Genomic DNA, 20,333 nt, shown 5'->3' with positions numbered 1-20,333 from the left:
GGTCGTGACAACCGTTTCATCGCTGCGCTATAACCAGATGTACTTAGTTTGGGCCCGCATCAAATTCGCCCCTGGAGAAGCGCCTTATGTCTACCGCTGTCGCACCGAAAGGCCTGGAAGGCATTGTCGCCACCACGTCTGCTATCTGCTGGATCGACGGAGACGCCGGCGTTCTCTCCTATCGCGGCATTGATATTCACGAACTCGCTCAGTTCTCCAGCTTTGAGGAGACCACCTACCTTCTCTGGTTTGGCAAGCTTCCCTCTGCCGCCGAACTCGCAGAGTTTACCCGCCATCTTTCCGTTGCACGAGAACTCAATTCGAAGATCGTCGACTTCCTTCGCAGCGTCCCAGCCAACGCCACACCCATGCAAGTCCTCCGCACCGCCGTCTCTCTTCTCAGCATCTACGACGCAGACGAAGCTGACTGCACCCATGACGCGAACGTCCGCAAATCCTTTCGCCTCACGGCACAGATCCCGATGATCGTCGCTCTCTTCGACCGCATCCGCAAGGGCAAGCCCCTCGTCGAAGCCGACAAGTCTCTCTCCCACGCCGCCAACTTTCTTTGGATGCTCAACGGTGAAAAGCCCTCCGACACCGCCACCCGTGCCTTCGACATCGCTCTTATCCTTCATGCCGACCACGAGCTCAACGCCAGCACCTTCGCTGCGCGTGTCATAGCGGCTACCCTCGCAGACATCCACTCCGCCATTACGGGTGCCATCGGCGCCCTCAAAGGCCCCCTCCACGGAGGAGCCAACGAGGCCACAATGAGGCTCCTCTACGCCATCGACAAGGCTGGGGCCGATCCCGTCGAGTACGTCAAGCAGATGTTCGCCGAAAAGAAGAAGATCTCAGGCTTCGGCCATCGCGTCTACCACACCGAAGATCCCCGAGCAACCCATCTCCGCCGCATGTCCGAAGAGTTGGGCAAAGCCGCAGGCAACACCAAGTGGTTCGACTTGTCCCGCAAGATCGAGCTCTTCGTAAAGCAGGAAAAGAAACTCAACGCCAACGTCGATTTCTACTCTGCTTCTACCTACACCACCCTCGGTATCGACATCGATCTCTTCACTCCCATCTTCGCCATCAGCCGTATCTCCGGCTGGGCCGCCCACGTCATAGAACAGCACGACGACAACCGCCTCATACGCCCACGCGCCGACTACACCGGACCGGCCTACCCAGCGACCTACATTCCCATCGAAAAGCGCTAACCATACACCTTCCTCTAATCGGAAGCCCTCGCGTAGCCACCGTGCGCTCGAAGTTCCCTGGACTCTCTTCCACAACAAAAAAGGCAGCCCGCAAGGCTGCCTTTTTTGTTGTAGTTTCCAGTAGTTTAGTGATGAGCTGGATGATGCACAGGCGCCTTGGTCGGAGTCTTCTTCGGCTCGACCACCGCCCCATCGCTCATCGTAATCAAAATTGGGCTGGGCGTAAATGAGGCGTAAGTGCCGCTCACGGTAACTTTCGCTCCCACCGCAGGTGGCGTCTTCAACGGAGCGGCCAGCTGGAAGGTAAAGTCCGCCGTCTTGGATTGCACTGCATCGTCAGAGACCGCAACTTGCAGAGCAGTATCGGAGACAGCGATCACAGTCGAATCCGGAAATTGGACTGACTTACCCTTCATTGTGTCCCATACTTTTGCAGCATCCTCAGGCTTGCCATTCGCCAGAATGAACTCCTTGTCACTGATCGCGAGTGTGGAAAGATCCGGAGTACTCGAGATAACCCCTGCGACGATATCGGCAGGCGATGGAGCTGGCTTAATTTTGAAGTCAGCCGGTGGATTTAGGTTCGTCTGCACCGCAGCCGTCACTGCATCGTAGCCATCGTCGGCACCGTGGTATTTCTTGTAGCAGAACTTCGCCAGAGGCATCATCTGGCTCTTGTATGGCTCTGGAGCAAAGGCTGCGGCGCGCGACGTGTACCAGGTGCAGTTCACATAGTCCGGGGGAGTTGACTGATAGTAGGCTTGCCCCAGAATAAAGGTGTCCTGCAAGAGCACACCGGGGGTTTGGGTCTGGGCAACCGGGACACTGGCCAGTTCAGCCTTGTAGTTCGTGATCGCGGTAGCGGTATCTTTCTTATTCAAAGCAGCCGCACCAATCGCGCCATAGAAAACCGGCGTCGCGGCATCTTTGACCTTGGCGAAGTCTGCATCGCTCATATCTGCCGGTTTGGTCGTAACTGCCAGCCCCTTCTGCCCAAACTCAGCAGCCTTGTCCAGTGCCGCCTGCTTCGCGGCTGGGTCGGTCGCCTGATCACCCTGTTGTTTCCGGAAGTAGACCTCGAAGGTAAGGGCGCGCAGATTGTTGGGGTCCACCTGCAACAGCCGATCCGCTGCATCCAGCGTCTTGGCCGGATCGAACGCAGCATACGACAACATCAGCTGCTCCAGCACAGAGGCCTTCACCGGGGACTGCGGATATGCCGTCAGATAAGCTTCGATCGCGGGCGCTTTGGTCTGGGGCGTGGTCTGGCTGATCGCATCGTTGTAGGCTTTGTACTCGGCTGGCGATAACTGTACGCCGCCGCTCGCTGCCTGCGCGTTGGAACCAAGACTTACCTGGGTTTGTGCTAAAAGGGGTCCCGCAACACTTGCCATGCTAGCGACCGCCAGGAGAGACGCAACGACTACCTTCTTCATTCCACACTCCTCAATAAATCTTTAAATCTTTCTTTCAAAAAATATGTCACCGATGCTTCCGGGGGCACTTGGATATAAGACGAAGCAGAGACCGATCATAGTGCTCAGTCGTTGTCCTCGCCATGCCTAACCCTTCGGCCAGGCGGTTGAAGTGTTCTTGGCATCTCGGGATGATGATGCGGATTATAGAAACGCAGTTGCTCAAAACGCAAGCCTGCACAACCTTTAGCTGCAATTAAAGTGTTATACACGAACAACCACACTCAATGAATTGATTGCAGACAACCTGCATCAGGAAAAAGGGACGCCTGACCAACCCTCGTCGGTCAGGGCGTCCTTCTCTACCACAGTAAGTTACTGATGGGCCACAGACTTCTGGTGAGCTTCGGTCGAATGAGCTTGCGCTTGAGTGGAGTGCTCATGCGCCTTCACCGCGTGCTCATGGGCGGCCTCATGATCGCCGTTTGTATGGTGCTCGGCTGCGGCGTGGTGTGCCTTTGCTGCGTGCTCGTGATGTTCCGCTGCTTTCTTGTGCGCCTCGTGTGCCATAAATCTCCTTTGTGAGAACCATCCGCTTTGATACTCTCGCGAACCTACGCGTTGATCCCTTTCGCCTGCATCTATGCCGCATTAAAATCTCGTGCAAATGGCTCGATTACCATTCCATCAACATCTCAATCTAGGGACAGAGAGGTTATTATGCCGGTGACGGGCACTCGTCTTGCTCATGCCACCTATTTATGGTGTTTCGCCCTTCTTATCCACAACAGGTGGTGTTGTACCCGTTGATTCTGCACCCAACCGCAGCTACAGTTGAAGTAGTCCTATCGACAGGGGCGAGTTCCAGATAACTTGCCGTCCGCCCCGCAGAGGTGCACTTGCTCAAGCTCAAAAAAGTCCAGATACTCGGCTTCAAATCCTTCTGTGATCGCACCGAGGTTCAGCTCTCCGGCGAAGGAATCGCAGCCATTGTCGGCCCCAACGGATGCGGCAAATCCAACATCTCTGACGCCATCACCTGGGTCTTGGGCGAACAGTCTGCCAAGAGCCTCCGCGGTATCAAGATGGAGGACGTCATCTTCGCCGGTACCCGCGACCGCAAGCCCACAGGTATGGCTGAGGTCTCACTCACCCTCGTCGATCCCGAGGTCTACGACGGAGCCAGCCTTCAGGACGACCCCGAAATCGTCATCGACGAGAGCCTCCCTACCGACTGGGACGAGACCACCCTCCGACAGCAACGCGCAGAAGAGACCGAGGAGGCCGTCGCCGAAGCTCAACCCGGCACCGTCATTGAAGGAGAGGCCAAAGGTCCTCACGTGGTTCCTCCCCCTGCCGAAGCTGACGCTGCAGCAGATCTCGCTAACCCGAACAACGTCGTCCTGAAGATTCGTCGCCGAAAGTTCGGCCGCGCCCCCATCCGTGCCGGCGAACTCACCATCACCCGGCGCCTCTTCCGCTCCGGCGACAGCGAATATCTGCTCAACGGCAAGATCTGCCGCCTGCGAGACATTCAGGACATCTTTATGGGCACAGGCCTCGGCGGCGAGTCCTACGCCATCATCGGCCAGGAGCGCATCGGCCAACTCCTCTCCGCCAAACCGCACGACCGTCGCTCCATCATCGAAGAAGCCGCAGGCATCACCCGTTTCAAGACCAAGAAACGCCTCGCCGAACTGCGCCTGGAATCCGCGCGCCAGAATCTTTCCCGTGTCAATGACATCTTCGACGAAGTCACCCGGCAGATGACAACCCTCAAGCGCCAGGCTGCCAAGGCCGAGCGTTACGGGGCGCTCCGCGACGAACTCCGCACCCGCCTCCGCGTCGTACTCGCCAGTCGCATGTCGCAGTTGGATAGCGAGCAGGCCACTACCACGGAAAAGATCACTGCTCTTGCAACCCAGATAGACACTCAGGCTGCAACCGTTGAAGCGATGGACGCCGAGCATACCGAGGGCGTCAACTCAGGCTACAGTCTCGATCAGCAGATCCGCGAAGCCGGAGCACAGGCGAACCAGTCTGCCGTCGAACTCGAGCGCATCTCTGCCCGCTCCGCCTCGAACGCCGATCGCATCACGGAACTCACCAATCGGCTTGCGACAGGCTCCGACGATCTCGCCCAGGCTCGAGAACAGCTTGCAAGCCTTACCGCCGAGCTTGAAGAACATCGGAGCTTCCTCAACAACGCAACAGCCGAGTCGACGAGCTCCCGTGAAGCCGCACAAAGCCATCAAGCGCAGGCGCAGGAAGCATCACGTGCCGTCGCTTCAGCAGAGCAGCAGGCCGAACAAAACCGCCGCTCCACCATGCAGCTGGTTCAGCGCATCGCCCAGACCCGCAACGAAGAAGCTCAGGCAGCCGCAGCTCTCGCTGGCCTCGACCGCGAAGCGGAGCGCCTCCTCTCCGAGTCCGAGATAGCCAGACAGGAACTTGAAACTCTCGGCCTGCAGCGTGGCCAGGTCAAGATGTCCTTCGAGTCGGTGACCGAGCGCCTCAAGCGTCTCGAAGCCGAGATCGCAGAACTTCGTCTCCAGGTAGAGGCCAGCCGCAATGAGGAGTCTCAGTCCAAGCGCCGCGGCGACCAGCTGCGAGGCGAAGCAGCAACCCTTGCCGGACGCCACACGTCCCTCGAAGCGCTTATCCGCGAGCACAGCTACTCCACCGACACCGTTCGAAGTCTCTTCAAGACTGACGCTTACAAACAGAATGCCGATGGCATGGCTGCGGTGGGCACTCTCGCCGACTTCCTGGAAGTCGACGGCAAGTATGAAAATGTCGTCGATGAATTCCTCCGCGACGAGCTCAACTATGTCGTCGTCAAATCCTGGGACGCCGCCAACGCTGGCATGCATCTCCTCCAGACCGACGTCACCGGGCGCGCCACCTTCCTCGTACATCCCAATGACTCCCAGGCCAACTTCGCGTTTGCCGAGGGAATGCCCAGTCTCGCTCAAACCAACATCGACGGAATCGAAGGCGTCATCCCTCTCAAAGAGTGCGTCCGCGTTCTGGATGGCTTCGGCAAATCCCTCGAAGTCATTCTGCCCAAGCTCCGCGAGGGTTTCGTTGCCCCAGACTCCTATACCGCACGCTCCCTCGCCCTCTCGAACCCTCAGGCATTCTTCCTCTCTCCCACCGGCGAGACCTTCCACAACGTCACAGTCACCAGCGGACGCTTCCGCACACAGGGTCCACTGGCCCTCAAACGCGAACTCGCCGAGATCCAGCAAAAGCTCGAAAAGACAGAACAGGAACTAATTCAGACCGACCGCAACACCATCGAGCTGCAGCATCAGATCGCCGCCCTCCAGTCCGCCATCGAAGGCAAGACCCACGAGCGTCGCGACGCCGAGCGTGAGTCAGCCAACTCCGGAGCGGCCCTGCGCCAGATGGAGTCGGAGGTTGCCCGCATCGAACGTCGCCTGCAGGACTGGGCTTTGACCAGCGAACGCAATCGCGAGGCGCGCAACCAGAAAGCAGACTTGATCTCACGCCGCCAGCAGGAGGCAACCGCCTTCGAAGACGAACGCAGCACGTTTGAGGCGAGCCTCACCTCTCTTCAGGAACAGCTCGAAGAACTGCGCGGCCGCCGCGAAGAGCTTCAGCAGGGCGCAGCAGCAGCCTCCGCCGCACTTGCCGGCCTGGAAGAACGCCGCCGCAACGCCGCCGCGAACTTCGAGCAGACTACCCGCCTCCACAACGGCCAGAACCAGCGAATCCAGCAACTCGATCAGCAGCTCGCCTCGGCCGGAGCGGAAAAACTCCGCCGCGAAGAAGAAACAGCCGCCCTCACCGTCCAGCAAGCAGAGCTCTCAGAGGTACGCGCCAACGCCGTAGCCAAGGGCGCACGCCTTACCGAAGAAGCCCACGCGCTTCGTGCTTCCATGACCGAACTCGATGCCCGTCTCCGTACACTGCGCCATGAAACCGAGGCACTACGAGAACAGCGCGCTGCTCTTACCGCCCGCGCCGCAAAGCTCGCCTCAGACATCGAGCACATCGACGCTACCTGCCTCAACGACCTTGGCGCTGAAGCCATCACCCTCCGCGAAGACCACACCATCGCCCGTATTGAAGGGGACGACCTCCACGTACAAGAAGAGGAGTCACGCACCCTCAAGCAAAAGCTCGAAGCCATGGGTCCGGTCAACATGATGGCTCTCGACGAGTACAACGAAACTGTCACCCGGCACAGCTTCCTCGAGACCCAGCGCAAGGATCTGCTCGACTCCATCGAAAATACTCAGGCCTCGATCAAAGAGATCGACGACGTCTCCCGCCTCAAATTCGACGAGGCCTTCAAGGTCATCAACGACAACTTCTCCGTCACCTTCACCAAGCTCTTCGGTGGCGGCCAGGCGTTCATGAAGCTCACCGATGCCGAAAACTCTAACGAAAGCGGCATCGATATCGTCGCCTCGCCCCCAGGCAAAAAGCTGCAGAACATCCTTCTGCTCTCCGGAGGGGAAAAAGCTCTTACCGCGCTCTCCCTGCTCGTCGGAATCTTCCAGTTCCAACCCGCCCCCTTCTGCATCCTCGACGAAGTTGACGCTCCGCTCGACGAAACCAACGTTGGCCGCTTCGCAAAGCTAATTCACGAAATGAGCGCGACCACACAATTCGTCGTCATCACCCACAGCAAGCGCACAATGTCCCAGGCGGACGTCATCTACGGAGTCACCATGCAGGAGCCCGGCGTTTCGAAGATCGTCAGCGTCAACCTCAATCGCCGCGAATCCCCTGATAACCGTCGCGCCGTAGCGTAATACCCTAGCCTTTGCGCAGCTGGAGCGATTCACCACTCGCTCCAGCTTTTTTCACACCGTTAAGCTCTTGCCTGAGTAGCAACCATAAGCCCTTCTACACTCCTCCGCGAAAGCAGCTAATCTAAAGACGGCATGAACATACCGCTCACAACTGCTGTTCTTATTTTGTTGTCAGGGGCGATGCTTCTAGTGAGGATCTTTTGGGAACGTATCCCACCTCGTCTCAGGTTCACCATCTTAACAATTTCCATCATTCTGCTCTTCCTTCATGCGTTCTTCGCTGCTTCCAGATGGGGAACGACCTCCGACAAGTTGAACGCCCTCATTAATTGGTTGGCCGTCGCAGCCTACGAACTTCTAATTCTTCTCTTTACCCGACTCTCTCCAAGATGGCTGACATACCTTAGTGCAACAGTCCTATTAATCCCGGTCTTTGGAGCGAGTATCCTCCTCCCGCTCGGCGACCTCTTCGACCCCACGTCTTACAAGACGGTGCCCATCGGCAACAACCTGTTCTACGAGGTCAAACCATGGGGCGATCCCGGCAGCGGCAATAAAGGCGCTGACGTTATCGTCTCTTATCGCCCTTCCTTCGCGCCGTTTCTCCGCCGTAAAACCCGGACAATCCCTTTCAGTGATCGTGAATGCAACTCAACCGCTGCCTTCGCTATCCCCTTCCCTGACACACGAACCGTCCTCGGTCGTTGCCCCTATTGGCCGGCGCAGGCCCCAGGATCGGTCGACAAGTTACTCCCGCTGCTCTAGGCTTTTACTGTCTATTCCAGTCCGATTTGCAAAACACAAAGGCACCGTCAAACCCATGGCAAAAGCTTTGATTCAAACCGATCTCGGATCGCTCCCCCTCACAGCCCGCGGAAAGGTTCGTGACATCTACGCCCTCTCCGCCGACCAGCTTCTCTTCGTGGCCAGTGACCGCATCTCCGCCTTCGATCATGTTCTCGGCAGCGGCATTCCATTTAAGGGAAGGATTCTCACACGGCTGTCCCTCTTCTGGTTTGATCTCCTCAAGCCCATCGTCCCAAACCACCTGATCACCGCCGACGCTGCACAATTCCCCTCCGAACTCCAGCCGTTCCTCGACCAACTCGAGGGTCGCAGCATGCTCGTCAAGCGAGCGAAGATGTTCCCCGTCGAGTGCGTCGTCCGCGGCTATCTCTCCGGATCCGGCTGGAAGGACTATCAACAAACCGGTTCCATCTGCGGCATTAAACTACCAGCCGGTCTTCGAGAGTCGGACCGCTTGCCTGAGCCAATCTTTACCCCGGCTGCAAAGATTCACTCCGGCGGCCACGACGAAAACATCTCCTACGAAGTGGTAGAGAAGACGATAGGCGCTACCTATGCCGATGCCTTGCGCTCACTTACGCTCAAAATCTATGAAAGAGCAACCGAACATGCAGCCAGCAAAGGGCTGATCCTCGCTGACACCAAGTTTGAATTTGGTCTCGTCACCGACGAATCGGGAAATGAGCAGATCGTTCTTGCCGACGAGGTACTGACTCCCGACTCCTCCCGCTACTGGCCAGCAAACTCCTACAACCCTGGCGGGCCGCAACCTTCTTTCGACAAACAATACGTCCGCGACTATCTCGAATCGATCCACTGGAACAAGCAGACGCCCGCGCCCGCGCTGCCCCGTGAGGTGGTCCTCCGTACCAGCGAGAAGTATCTTGAAGCCTATCGCCTGCTCACTGGCCGTACAAACCTGTAAGCCGCATGAACCTCTTCGACTGGTTCCTGATAGCAATCCTGGCCTACTCCACCATCATGGCCCTCTTGCGAGGCATTATCCGGGAACTCTTCTCCCTGGGCGGCCTGATCGCGGGAATCCTTATCGCCAGCTGGAACTACAATCGTCTGGCGATGTATCTTCAGCGTCTCATCGCCACACCATCCATCGCGGAGATGGTCTCCTTTCTCCTTCTCGTCATAGGAGTCATGGTGCTCAGCGCGTTGCTCGGCAGAGCCCTCAACCGCACCGCCCATGCCATCGGGCTCGGCTTCTTCGACCGGGTCCTCGGCGCAGTCTTCGGTTTCGCCCGTGGTTGCCTGTTCGGAGTGGCCATTCTAATGGCGATCGCCGCCTTCTCCCCCAATTCCACCTGGATTAAAAATTCGCAGTTATCTTCCTATTTCCTTGCGGGGGCGCATGCGGTATCCTTCGTTGTACCTCACGACCTTCAGCAACGGATTCTGGATGGCGCCGCCCAACTCAAGCACAATGCGCCCGATTGGATCAAACCGCTACGGTAGAGGCACAATGAGAGTGCGGTTCCACTAAGGAGCCGCCAGCGAGGAATAACCTTGAAGCGCGAAATGGACGGCTTGATCACTCAGATGCACAGCGCCGGCATCCCCTACTCGGAGGCCGTACGTCAGTTCAAGAAGCGCTACATCCTCGAAGTATTGGCGCACCACAAGGGAAACCAGTGCAAGGCCGCCGACGAGCTCGGTATGCACCGCAACACCCTGAGCCGTACCCTCGCTGAGCTCGACATGGACACCGCGCAGATCCGCAACGGCATGCGTCGCCCCCCCAGAAGCGAGCGCCCGCACATTCAAAATATTGCCAGCGCCCGATAACTTCCGCGTCCGTCTAATCAGCAGTCGATGAGACCCACCCTCCAAGCTCGCGCGTCCGCATTTGCAAAATACACCGTCGCGCTCGCCATTATCGGTACAGTCTCCCTTACCACCCTGGCCCAGTCCAATCCGGGCCCAAACGCCAGCGCCTCCGAGTCTGTCTCCAAACGAAACGTCCGGGCCGCCGAAGACGCCTACCTCTCTGGTGCGCGACTATTGGATCATAACGATCTAACGGGCGCAGAGTTGAAGTTCCGTGAAGCAACCACTCTCAACTCCTCCAACCATGACTACGCCCTGGCGCTAAGCCTCACCCACCAGCGCCACGTCTCCGATCTGATACAGCAGGCTGGGAAAGCGCGCCTCCTCGGACAGCATGAAAAGGTCGAAACACTTCTGGCCGAAGCTCGTCTCCTCGATCCCGAGAATAGGATCGTAGGCTCCCAGGTCGACAACGGCGAACTCCCGAAGGCGTTCCACCCGGAGATCGAACCCTGGATCCGCGAAGGACCTGTTATCGCCGGTCCTGTCACCCTTGAGCCGAATCCCGGTCAGAAGAGCTTCCACCTTCACTCCGATGTGCAAGACGCTATCCGCCAGGTCGTGTCAGGTTATGGCATCCGTCCAGTATTTGATGAATCGGTCCAGAGACAAGATCTGCGCTTCGATCTAGACGACTCGTCTTACCAGCAGGCGGTCCCCGTTCTCCTGAACATCACCCATCTATTCGCCATACCTCTTGACGCCAAAAGCGTCTTCATAGCTAAAGACACCCTGGAGAATCGCCAGCGTCTCGAGCGTCAGTTGCAGGAGACGATCTACATCCCCGGCATGACCAACGAAGAGATGGACAACCTCGGCACCCTTGTAAAAAATATCTTCGACGTCAAAGAAGTTACCGTCGGGAAGGCCTCCGGCACCCTCGTCCTCCGTGCCCCCCAGGAGACCCTGACTTATATCAACCTCACCCTCGCCGATCTCATCGATGGAGGCAGTGAGGTCATGATCGACCTTCAACTCTACTCCGTCGACAAGACCAATCAACGCACCATCGGCGCACAGCTTCCGCAACAGGTCGGCATCTACAGCGTAGCTTCAGCGGCGCAAAGTATCGTCAGCGCCAATCAAAGCCTCGTCAACCAGGCCATCGCCCAGGGCCTCATTCCGGCCGGGTCGAGCAACATCACCATTGCTCTCGCGCTCATCGCCTCAGGTCTCGTCCAAAGCACTTTGCTCTCCAACACCGTCGGCTTTTTTGGCGGAGGCCTCACCCAGACCGGCGTCACCACCAATCAGTTCGCCGCCTTCAATCTCTCGCTTACCGCAAGCGACACCCGTGCCCTCAACGATATTCAGATCCGGGTCGGCGACCGTCAGTCCGCCACCTTCAGGGTTGGACAACGCTACCCCATCACCACCGCAACCTACTCCTCTGGAATCAGCAACTCCTCCGTACCCTCCAACGCGACCATCAACGGCGTCCCGGTTTCCAGCCTGCTCAACTCCGCAGCCGGTACAGCAGCGACCATTCCCCAGATTCAATATGAAGATCTCGGCCTGACTCTTAAGGCAACACCAACCGTGCAAAAGTCCGGCGCAATCAAAATGCACATCGATCTAAAGATCGAGGCACTAAGCGGCGGCACAGTGGATAACATCCCAATCCTTAATAGCCAGCAATTCGCCTCCGACGTAACCCTCGACGACGGAGACACTGCGCTCATGGTCAGCAGCCTCACCAGAAGCGAAGCGGCCAGTATCAACGGGTATCCTGTATTGAGTGAGCTACCCGGTTTTCAAACCCTTACCGCAGATCGTCTGACAGACACTAGCTCCGGCGAACTCCTCCTTCTCCTCACGCCCCACATCACCCGCCGCCGATCCAACCTCACCGTAGGTCCTAGAATCGCAATCAATTTACCGGAGCCACCAGGTTAGGACTGCCCTCCACCGGCAACCAAACCGAAAACACAGTGCCATGCCTCTCGCCGCGTCGCGTTCTTGCTCGGATTCGGCCGCCGTGCTTCTCGACGATCCCCTTACTCACCCAGAGCCCAAGTCCTGTTCCGGTAAGCTCCTTCGTCGTCTGGAACGCCTCAAAAAGATGCTCCTGCATCTCCGGCCGAATCCCCTCTCCTATATCCGCGACCGTCAAACGAACCCCACGAGCGCCACTTAGACCACCCCGTTGCGGATGCAACCTTATCGTTAGCCGCCCTCCTCTACTCATCGCGTCAAGCGCGTTCCTGACCAGATTATTGATCACCTGGCGAATCTCTCCTTCGAGCACCCTTACCCGTGGAGTCGCCACCAACTTCAAGTCAATCTCAATGTTCCGAACCAGAGTCCGCCCCGTATACAGAGCCATCACCGTACGCAACAGCTCCGCCATATCCACCTCGGTCGGCTTGCTGTGCTGTCGGTTGAACCGCAAGGTCTGCAACGTGATCTCAGTAACCCGTGCCAGCTCCCCTTGAGCCAGAGCCGCATAGTGCTGCGTATCTTCCATCGACTCCGACTGTCTAATCAGATACAACAGGTTCGTAATCGACTCGAGTGGATTATTGATCTCATGGGCAATGGACGAAGCCAATTGCCCCACTGCTGCCAGCTTCTCTGACTTCCTCAGCGCCTCGTCCTGCAGCCGCGCCTGCGTAACATCAGTATTCACGGCTACGCCGCCAAGTATCTTTCCGTTCAGAAAAATTGGCGCTGCCACACTGCGAATCCACCGATTCGACGTGCTTACCGTCTCTGTGGACCATTGCCCAGCCAGCGCCGTCTCCAGCGTCTTCAACTCTGGCGGAAACATTCCGCCACTCATCATCTTGGCAACGTGGTTGGAGCGGAGCTTTGCATTGGAAGTCGCTATATAAACCCCATGCGGCATGCTTTCGATAACGGCATCCAGCTCAGCCGTCTTCTGTTCCGCCATCTCATAGGCTTTACGGAGGTTTTCCTGTTGTTGCCGCAGTTCGGTTACCTCCCGAAAAGTCACCACGACACCAACAACGGATCCCTCAACAATCACCGGCTGCGCGGAAAGCTCCGCAACGAAGCTGCTTCCATCCTTCCGGAACATCGTGTCCGTCAGCCGCCTCAGAGTTTTACTCTTCCGCACCACGTCATAGATCGGGCACTCGGAACCGGGAAAATGTCGCCCGTCAGGATAGTGATGATGAACAAGTTCGTGCATATTGTTGCCCAGCATCTCCTCGCTCGCGAAGCCGAAGGAATTCACCGCCATAAGATTCACGAACGTACAATTCCCTTCAAGGTCGAGACCCCATATTCCCTCTCCGGCAGAATCAAGCAGCGCCTGCCAATGCTGCATCTGCCCCACGTTCTGTAGTAATGGCTGCGTCATGTACCTCATGTCGGACTGGCGCCCTCGCTAAGTCAGCGCCGGTCAACAAATGAGATGCAGATTTCTGCCTCCCATGTCGCTCAGAAAACACAATCGGACTTTCAACAACACGCCACAGCGCGTTGACCATACTGAACATGGCCGCTATACTTGAACCTGTAGAGCGGGAGTAGCTCAGTGGTAGAGTGCTTCCTTGCCAAGGAAGATGTCGCCGGTTCGACCCCGGTCTCCCGCTCCAAATAACATCCTGCCTGCGGTACACTTCTCCTACAATCCAGCAGGGCAGAATCACATAGCCCACCCGAGGCGCGGTACCCAAGTGGTAAGGGAGAGGTCTGCAAAACCTTTATGCGTCGGTTCGATCCCGACCCGCGCCTCCAAAAATCTTCTCAACAAACCTGTAAGACTGACGAAACATCTTTGACCCGCGGCCGCAAATAAGGCGGGCCAGGCAGCATAAGCCCTGATTAATCAGCCGCATGCGTTCACGCTGGTTTCTGTATAGAAACCAGCGCAGCCACCAGCAGATCAAGATCGGCTGGGTTTACGTCGCTGACAGCGACAATGTTCAGGTTTGATGTAGTGGCGGTTCGAAGGTAGAAGCCTGCCCGCGTTCTGGGCAGAGGGGTGAGGGTCGGGCTGGTGGATCGTTGCGTTAAAAAGATAGAGACTTCGTGTTTGTGAATGGTGTAGAGGAGCAGAGCCGTTGGTTGACCGTTGAAGTAGGTGAGATCAGCTCCCTTCAGGATCGTGTCGGGGGGAAGGGTTTCGGGAAGATTGAAGCTAAAAGGAAGACGCCCTTGAAACCAGGGTTTGACCGTATGCCGATCCGTGGAGATGACCTGCGGGGTCGCCCCATTGGAGAGGGTGGCGAGGTGCTGGTCGAGGAGTTCTGCAGCGAGGGTGTTTGTTTGATGCATCTGGCGCCAGCCAAAGAGTGAGACGGTAAGCAGGACGGCAGCCGCGAGTGCCGTCCACGCCGCAGTGCGAAAAGAATCGAAGGATACGACCTTCTTCTTCCCCTGCGGCGCGGTCTCCGTTTGTTGCGAATGGAGCTGGGCGGTAAGGCGTCCGAGGGCTTCGGGCGGCGGGGCAAAGCGTTGGCCGGCGCGGCCCGTGGCAGCTTTGAGTCGTGTCGCGGAGAGAACGCGGAGCGTGCAGCCATGACAGGTGGAGAGATGATGCTGAACTCCCTGCTGCTCGCCTGGTAAAAGCTCGTCGTCAATAAAAGCGTTGACCTCGTCCGGATTGAGATGTTCCGTTGATTGATCGTTTTGAGACATCTGATTCATAGGGATTCCCCAAATTGCGGCTGCAACAGTTGACGAAGAGTGCTGCGGGCGCGAGAGATGCGCGACATGACGGTGCCGATAGGGACGTCGAGAATAACGGCGATGTCTTTGTACTTGATCTCCTCAACGTCGCAGAGAAGCAACACCTCCCGGAATAGCGGCGGAAGCTGCTCGAGTGCGCTCTGGAGTGCGGCCTGATCGCCGAGGCGAATGAGATTGTCTTCCGGAGTCAGATCAACAGCAGTCGCGGCTAGAGTCTCCGGATGATCCTCGAGAAAAACGGTGCGGGACGCCGCAATACCGGTTCGCGTGGTCAGAAACGTGTTCCGTAGGATGCGGAAGATCCACGCCTTGAAATTAGTGCCAGGCTGGAACGAGTCGAACGCACGGAGCGACTTGGAGAACGTCTCCTGCACCAGGTCTTCTGCATCGGCTTGATTGCGAGTAAGCCAGAAGGCGTGGTTGTAGAGCGAACCAAAGAGTGGCAGCGCGAGTTGCTCGAAGTCTGCGCTACGGCTGGTGGCGGACGACACGGTGCAGAGTGCCTCGGTGGGTGTGAGATTGCCGAGTTGCAGGAATACGGCATAGAACAGCATCGACTAGGAAACATCGCTACCGTTAACCAAATCGCAGACAGATTATTCCACGAATTATTTGCCCGTGCGCTGGAATAAAAGCGAGCTAAGCCAGTTTAGGGAGGTGCAGGCAATCAAAAATATTCAAAAAAGGGAGTTCGACGTGAATCGGTTTAAACAAGACGAAGTCGTACGGAAGAGCGAAAGTACTGCAAACCCAGAAAACGGTAGTCCAGAAAGCGATGGCATCGACCGGCGCAACTTTCTGGGATGCATGGCATGGGCTGGAACAGGACTGCTGTGGTCAATGGTTGGCGGCGTGCCAACTTCAAGGCTGCTGGCGCAGACGATCAAGAGAGGCGCAGGGAGTGGCAAGGTCGAGGATTTCTCCTTCGTACAGATAAGCGACTGCCACATAGGGTTCAACAAAGGCGCCAACCCGGAAGTGACACACACGCTGAAAAAGGCGATCGACAGGGCAAATCTTGTCCCTCCAGGCATGAAAGCTCCGGATTTCATGCTTCACACCGGAGACATCACGCAGAACTCGAAGGCCGCAGAGTTCGATACAGCTTCACAGGTGATCAAAGGCTTCCGAGGCGAGGTGTTCTACGTCCCCGGGGAGCACGACTACATCGACGATGGCGTTCAGTACAAGCAGCGTTTCGGCAAGGGCACCCTTGGCAATGGCTGGTACAGCTACAATCACAAGGGCGTTCACTTTGTCGGCTTGAACAACTGCGTACAGGTGGACGCAATGGGCAACCTGGGCAGCGACCAACTGGCGTGGCTCAAGTCAGATCTGGCAGGTCTTAGCCATTCCACACCGATCGTGGTGTTTGCCCATATCCCGCTCTGGATGGTGTATGAAAAGTGGGGTTGGGGAACGAAGGACGGCGAGCAGGCATTAGCGATGCTGAAACCGTTCGGTTCGGTGACTGTGTTGAACGGGCACATTCACCAGGTCGTCCAGAAGGTCGAAGGCAACGTGGCATTCCACACCGCGATGTCTACCGCGTTTCCGCAACCTGCTCCAGGAGCCGCGCCGAATCCGGGGCCGATGACAGTCCCCGCAGGCAAGTTGGAGAGCGTGCTTGGAGTGACCAATGTCAAAGTTGTTCGCGGTCACAATCATCTCGCAGTGATCTACTCCACACTCGCGGAGACAGTCTAAAATGCGCGTTTGGTCAGTAGCAGTATTGACTGTAGCTTCAGTTGTTGGATTGGGATTTGTGCATCCGTTTGGCAATCCGCGTGTCGAGCCCGCCAAAGGGTTCGGCACGCTACTACAAGGCGCAAAGATGCCGTCGGATGCAAAAGCAGTTTTGATAACCAAGTGCGCGGACTGCCATTCTAGCGAGACGCGGTGGCCGGTATATGCGCGGATCGCTCCGGGATCATGGCTCATCGAGCGGGATATCGTTGAGGCTCGTAAAAAGATGGACCTGTCGCAATGGGAAGGGCTATCCCCGGATCAGCAAGATGTGCTGATGTCGAAGATCGTTCAAGAAGCGAAGAGTGGAGAGATGCCTCCTCTGCAGTACCGGTTGCTGCATTGGGATGCAGCCCTTTCCAAGTCCGATGTGCTTGCCCTTTCTATGCTAGGAAAAAATGTGGGAAAGAGCGAAGCAGCTTCGGAGGGAGCCGCCGATGCTACACACGGAAAGGCCCTGTTTGAGAGACGTTGCACAGGGTGTCATGCGATGGAAGTGGATCGCGAAGGACCACGCCTCGCAGGTGTGTTTGGCAGAAAATCCGGAAGCAGCGCTGGATTTACATACTCAGACGGGCTGAAGAACTCCGGGCTGACCTGGGACCAGGCGACGCTAGAGAAGTGGCTGAGCGATCCGGATTCGATGATACCGGATAACAAGATGAGCTTCAGTGTTCCCAAAGCCGAAGAACGTCGAGACTTGATCGCTTACCTGAAGCAATAGCAAAAGACTGCCTCCACCTAAAGTCACCAGGCTCACACCACAGGCGGCGCAGCAGGATACTTCGTTCCCTGTGGTATGTACTGTGCTGCCAACGCACCAAAGATCCTCACCTGTTCCTCAGCCCACGCCGCATCCTTGCCGAGCTCTTTAGCAAGCAGAGACGCCACCGCAGGCGCTATCGTTATTGCAGCACGCGCGTTCAACAGGAGCGCTCGAGTGCGCCGTGCCAGAGCATCATCCAACGTACGAGACATCTCATTTCGTGCCGCCCACACAACCTCTGCCGCAGTGTATGGCAGATCAGGATGAAGGAGTCCGGCGAGCTCAGGGCTTGCTTTAGACAGCTCCAGGATTGCCGGTGCATCTGAGCCGTAGACGGACAAACTCCCAAACTCCTCGGGATGCTGATGGTATCCATGAATATGCATGGTCGCTGTGACACACGGCTTTTCGTCCAGCCGACCAAGCGTCATGGCATGGTCCACTGTGTCTTCGGCCATGTGTCGATAAGTCGTCCACTTCCCACCGACAATCGTCAGCAGACCGGAGTGGTCGATATGAATCGTATAGTCGCGCGACAGCGACGACGTCTTTCCGTCGCTTGCTCCTGCAGCCTTTACCAGCGGGCGAATGCCGACATAGACGCTGAGAATATCCTCCCGCGTCGGCTTGTGGCTCAGATAACGGCCCGCCGTCTCAAGCACAAAGTCGATCTCCTCCTCAAAGGGTAGCGGCTCATACGATATCGATTCAATGGGCGTATCCGTAGTACCGACCAGAGTGCGGTTGTGCCAGGGAACGGCAAACAGTACGCGCCCATCGTCGGTTTGGGGTACAAGCAAAGCCGTGTCGCCCACTAGGAAGGAGCGGTCGAACATAAGATGAATCCCTTGGCTGGGCGCCATCATCTGTTCGACTCCGGGCTCCGCCAGCCGGCGAATCTCATCGGTGAAGATGCCTGTCGCATTCACCACGGAACGAGCCGCAATCTCAAATTTTTCTCCGCTTTCACCATCTACCGCCACCACACCCTGCACAAAGCCCGACTCATCTTTCTTCAGCTCAACGACACCCGCATAGTTCAGCAGGGTCGCACCATGCTCGGCGGCAGTCGTCATCAGATTGATCAGAAGACGCGAGTCGTCAAACTGTCCGTCGTGGTACATCACCCCCCCGCGCAGACCGTCCCTGCGAATCGTAGGCAGAAGCTGCAACGTCTCTTCAAGAGAAAGCACCTTCGACGAGCCAAAGCTATATTTCCCCGCGAGAAAGTCATAGACCTTCATGCCGATACCGTAGAACGGCGCCTCCCACCAGGAGTAGTTGGGAACAATGAACTTCAGATCTTTCACGATATGAGGAGCATTCCGCAGAAGTATCCCCCGCTCCTTCAATGCTTCCATCACAAGCGAGACATTTCCCTGTTCAAGGTAACGGACACCTCCATGAACAAGCTTGGTGGCGCGGCTCGAAGTTCCTTTGCCAAAGTCTTCCCGCTCCAAAAGCAGTACATCGTACCCTCGCGATGCTGCATCAACGGCAACTCCGGCTCCTGTAGCTCCTCCGCCGATCACCACAATGTCCCAGGGTTCCTTGCGATTGCGTACACGGGCTAACATCTCATCGCGATTCATCTGCTCTCCTTGTTCCAGTGGCGAGAACGCTCAACAGCCTCTCTCCAGTTGTCCTGCAGCTTCTGCATCTGCTTCTTATCCGTCTTTGGCTCGAAGAGTGTGTCAGCTTTACGATGCAGCTTCAGCTCATCGATGCCACTCCAGAATCCGCTGGAGAGACCCGCGAGATAGGCAGCACCAAGAGCAGTCGTCTCCAGCACAGCAGGACGATGAACCGGCACACCCAGAAGATCCGCCTGAAACTGCATAAGGCCATCATTGGCTGCGGCTCCCCCATCTACTCGCAGTTCCGTAAAGGGATTCTTTGTATCCGAATCCATCACACGAAGAACGTCCGCGACCTGAAACGCGATGCTCTCGACGGCCGCCTTCGCTATATGACCGATCTGTGTTCCGCGTTGCAGCCCTATGATCAGCCCCCTTGCTTCTGCATCCCAGTACGGCGCTCCGAGGCCCGTAAATGCAGGCACAAAGACCACACCATCCGAGTCAGAAACAGAGGCCGCGATCGCTTCCACCTCTGAAGACTTCCTAAAAAACTTCATGTTATCCCGAAGCCACTGCACCACAGCTCCACCGATAAAAATGCTGCCTTCGAGCGCATAAGCCAGCTTTCGGTCCGTACTGCAGGCAAGCGTTGTAATCAGGCGATGGCTCGAAAGCGTGAACTTGCCACCAACATTCTGCAACAGAAAACAACCCGTGCCGTACGTATTCTTAGCATCACCAGGAGAGACGCAAAGCTGCCCAAACAAAGCCGATTGCTGATCCCCGGCAATGCCCGCAATCTCCACCTCGCCCAGTCCAAGCGAGGTCGTCACCTGTCCCACCTTCTCGTTGGACCACACAACTTCAGGCAAAAGACTCTTGGGAATATTGAAGAGCTTCAACAAATCGTCGTCCCACCTGTCTTCAACGATGTTGTAGAGAAGCGTACGCGACGCGTTAGTCCGATCCGTGACGTGACGTTTACCACTGGTCAAATTCCACACCAGCCAGCTATCGACGGTCCCAAAGGCGAGCTTTCCCGCCTCGGCACGGGCGCGCGCTCCGTCAACATTCTCCAATATCCACGCGACTTTGCTCGCCGAGAAGTAAGGGCTCAGCAAGAGTCCCGTCTTTTGCCGGACCGTCTCCTCAGCCCCCTCATCCGCGAGTCTCTTCATCATGGCGCCAGTACGGCTGTCCTGCCAGACGATAGCGTTATAGACCGGCTTTCCCGTCTCGCGGTCCCAGACGATCGTAGTCTCCCGCTGGTTAGTTATCCCCAAAGCGATGACATCTCTGGGGCGTACTCGAGCCTTACCCATCACCTCCACCGCAGAGCTCAACTGAGAAGTAAGAATGTCGAAGGGGTCATGTTCTACCCAACCACTGCTCGGATAGATCTGCGGAAACTCACGCGATGCAGTCCCCGCAATCTGTCCGTCGTGATCGAAAAGGATGGCGCGAGAGCTCGTCGTTCCCTGATCGAGTGAGAGTACATACTTCATCTTGTCTCC

16 protein-coding genes and 2 tRNA genes are annotated in these 20,333 nt (G+C 57.0%); 11 read left to right on the top strand and 7 right to left on the bottom strand.

Annotated elements, in window-relative coordinates:
• Positions 1-86: 86 nt before the first annotated feature.
• A complete protein-coding gene (locus tag HDF10_RS05005) occupies positions 87-1,220 on the top strand; it encodes a citrate synthase (RefSeq protein WP_183811006.1) in 1,134 nt (377 codons plus the stop codon).
• 125 nt (positions 1,221-1,345) lie between these two features.
• Here the strand turns inward: HDF10_RS05005 and HDF10_RS05000 are convergent, their stop codons facing one another.
• A complete protein-coding gene (locus HDF10_RS05000; protein ID WP_183811004.1) occupies positions 1,346-2,656 on the bottom strand; it encodes a hypothetical protein in 1,311 nt (436 codons plus the stop codon).
• A gap of 354 nt (positions 2,657-3,010) precedes the next feature.
• Positions 3,011-3,205: a hypothetical protein gene (locus HDF10_RS04995; RefSeq protein ID WP_183811002.1), complete on the bottom strand. Its 195-nt coding sequence runs from the start codon at positions 3,203-3,205 to the stop codon at positions 3,011-3,013.
• Positions 3,206-3,534: 329 nt separating this feature from the next.
• Here HDF10_RS04995 and smc point away from each other — a divergent pair, with 329 nt between their 5' ends.
• From smc to HDF10_RS04965, 6 genes are all read left to right on the top strand, one after another.
• Positions 3,535-7,422, top strand: coding sequence for a chromosome segregation protein SMC (smc, locus tag HDF10_RS04990; RefSeq protein WP_183811000.1), 3,888 nt, complete (start codon positions 3,535-3,537; stop codon positions 7,420-7,422).
• A 132-nt stretch (positions 7,423-7,554) separates the two neighbouring features.
• Complete coding sequence (locus HDF10_RS04985; protein ID WP_183810998.1) at positions 7,555-8,187, top strand: hypothetical protein; 633 nt, start codon at positions 7,555-7,557, stop codon at positions 8,185-8,187.
• Positions 8,188-8,242: 55 nt separating this feature from the next.
• Positions 8,243-9,154 carry a phosphoribosylaminoimidazolesuccinocarboxamide synthase gene (locus tag HDF10_RS04980; protein ID WP_183810996.1) on the top strand — a complete coding sequence of 304 codons (912 nt, stop codon included), beginning with the start codon at positions 8,243-8,245 and terminating at the stop codon, positions 9,152-9,154.
• 5 nt (positions 9,155-9,159) lie between these two features.
• The gene (locus tag HDF10_RS04975; protein ID WP_183810994.1) at positions 9,160-9,696 is read left to right on the top strand and encodes a CvpA family protein; all 537 of its coding nucleotides are present in this window, start codon (positions 9,160-9,162) and stop codon (positions 9,694-9,696) included.
• Between the two features lie 51 nt (positions 9,697-9,747).
• Positions 9,748-10,026 (top strand): helix-turn-helix domain-containing protein, encoded by a 279-nt coding sequence (locus HDF10_RS04970; protein ID WP_179582483.1) that lies wholly within the window; start codon positions 9,748-9,750, stop codon positions 10,024-10,026.
• A 27-nt stretch (positions 10,027-10,053) separates the two neighbouring features.
• Positions 10,054-11,964 carry a type II secretion system protein GspD gene (locus HDF10_RS04965; protein ID WP_183810992.1) on the top strand — a complete coding sequence of 637 codons (1,911 nt, stop codon included), beginning with the start codon at positions 10,054-10,056 and terminating at the stop codon, positions 11,962-11,964.
• Here HDF10_RS04965 and HDF10_RS04960 read toward each other — a convergent pair.
• Positions 11,939-13,393, bottom strand: coding sequence for a PAS domain-containing sensor histidine kinase (locus tag HDF10_RS04960; RefSeq protein WP_260177613.1), 1,455 nt, complete (start codon positions 13,391-13,393; stop codon positions 11,939-11,941). The genes HDF10_RS04965 and HDF10_RS04960 overlap by 26 nt on opposite strands.
• A gap of 163 nt (positions 13,394-13,556) precedes the next feature.
• Between HDF10_RS04960 and HDF10_RS04955 the strand changes: the two genes are divergently transcribed.
• Positions 13,557-13,631 (top strand) — tRNA-Gly (locus tag HDF10_RS04955).
• Positions 13,632-13,698: 67 nt separating this feature from the next.
• Positions 13,699-13,773: transfer RNA gene (locus HDF10_RS04950), tRNA-Cys, on the top strand.
• Positions 13,774-13,878: 105 nt separating this feature from the next.
• Here the strand turns inward: HDF10_RS04950 and HDF10_RS04945 are convergent.
• Both HDF10_RS04945 and HDF10_RS04940 read right to left on the bottom strand, forming a co-directional pair.
• Positions 13,879-14,685: an anti-sigma factor family protein gene (locus HDF10_RS04945; protein ID WP_183810988.1), complete on the bottom strand. Its 807-nt coding sequence runs from the start codon at positions 14,683-14,685 to the stop codon at positions 13,879-13,881.
• Complete coding sequence (locus HDF10_RS04940) at positions 14,682-15,281, bottom strand: RNA polymerase sigma factor (protein ID WP_183810986.1); 600 nt, start codon at positions 15,279-15,281, stop codon at positions 14,682-14,684. Before HDF10_RS04940 ends, HDF10_RS04945 begins: the two co-directional genes overlap by 4 nt.
• Positions 15,282-15,345: 64 nt before the next feature.
• Between HDF10_RS04940 and HDF10_RS04935 the strand changes: the two genes are divergently transcribed.
• Together HDF10_RS04935 and HDF10_RS04930 are read left to right on the top strand one after the other, a co-directional pair.
• Positions 15,346-16,434: a metallophosphoesterase family protein gene (locus HDF10_RS04935; protein ID WP_311732667.1), complete on the top strand. Its 1,089-nt coding sequence runs from the start codon at positions 15,346-15,348 to the stop codon at positions 16,432-16,434.
• Position 16,435: 1 nt separating this feature from the next.
• Positions 16,436-17,197, top strand: coding sequence for a heme-binding domain-containing protein (locus tag HDF10_RS04930; RefSeq protein WP_183810984.1), 762 nt, complete (start codon positions 16,436-16,438; stop codon positions 17,195-17,197).
• Positions 17,198-17,229: 32 nt separating this feature from the next.
• Here HDF10_RS04930 and HDF10_RS04925 read toward each other — a convergent pair whose 3' ends face one another.
• Positions 17,230-18,831 (bottom strand): glycerol-3-phosphate dehydrogenase/oxidase, encoded by a 1,602-nt coding sequence (locus HDF10_RS04925; RefSeq protein ID WP_183810982.1) that lies wholly within the window; start codon positions 18,829-18,831, stop codon positions 17,230-17,232.
• Entirely contained in the window at positions 18,828-20,324 is a 1,497-nt protein-coding gene (glpK, locus tag HDF10_RS04920) for a glycerol kinase GlpK (protein WP_183810980.1), read from the bottom strand. The genes HDF10_RS04925 and glpK overlap by 4 nt, the downstream gene beginning before the upstream one ends.
• Between the last annotated feature and the right edge of the window lie 9 nt (positions 20,325-20,333).

Origin of the sequence: Tunturiibacter empetritectus (assembly GCF_014201375.1) — a bacterium.
In the GTDB taxonomy this organism is placed as follows: domain Bacteria; phylum Acidobacteriota; class Terriglobia; order Terriglobales; family Acidobacteriaceae; genus Edaphobacter; species Edaphobacter lichenicola_D.
This window is presented reverse-complemented; position numbering and strand designations above follow the sequence as displayed.

Bases quoted from the DNA above. Each gene is read 5' to 3' on its own strand.
- HDF10_RS04960 (WP_260177613.1), bottom strand. From the start codon at position 13,393: ATGACGCAGCCATTACTACAGAACGTGGGGCAGATGCAGCATTGGCAG.
- HDF10_RS04945 (WP_183810988.1), bottom strand. From the start codon at position 14,685: ATGAATCAGATGTCTCAAAACGATCAATCAACGGAACATCTCAATCCG.
- HDF10_RS04930 (WP_183810984.1), top strand. From the start codon at position 16,436: ATGCGCGTTTGGTCAGTAGCAGTATTGACTGTAGCTTCAGTTGTTGGA.
- HDF10_RS04980 (WP_183810996.1), top strand. From the start codon at position 8,243: ATGGCAAAAGCTTTGATTCAAACCGATCTCGGATCGCTCCCCCTCACA.
- glpK (WP_183810980.1), bottom strand. From the start codon at position 20,324: ATGAAGTATGTACTCTCACTCGATCAGGGAACGACGAGCTCTCGCGCC.
- HDF10_RS04925 (WP_183810982.1), bottom strand. From the start codon at position 18,831: ATGAATCGCGATGAGATGTTAGCCCGTGTACGCAATCGCAAGGAACCC.
- HDF10_RS05005 (WP_183811006.1), top strand. From the start codon at position 87: ATGTCTACCGCTGTCGCACCGAAAGGCCTGGAAGGCATTGTCGCCACC.
- HDF10_RS04975 (WP_183810994.1), top strand. From the start codon at position 9,160: ATGAACCTCTTCGACTGGTTCCTGATAGCAATCCTGGCCTACTCCACC.
- HDF10_RS04995 (WP_183811002.1), bottom strand. From the start codon at position 3,205: ATGGCACACGAGGCGCACAAGAAAGCAGCGGAACATCACGAGCACGCA.
- HDF10_RS04940 (WP_183810986.1), bottom strand. From the start codon at position 15,281: ATGCTGTTCTATGCCGTATTCCTGCAACTCGGCAATCTCACACCCACC.
- HDF10_RS04985 (WP_183810998.1), top strand. From the start codon at position 7,555: ATGAACATACCGCTCACAACTGCTGTTCTTATTTTGTTGTCAGGGGCG.
- HDF10_RS04965 (WP_183810992.1), top strand. From the start codon at position 10,054: ATGAGACCCACCCTCCAAGCTCGCGCGTCCGCATTTGCAAAATACACC.
- HDF10_RS05000 (WP_183811004.1), bottom strand. From the start codon at position 2,656: ATGAAGAAGGTAGTCGTTGCGTCTCTCCTGGCGGTCGCTAGCATGGCA.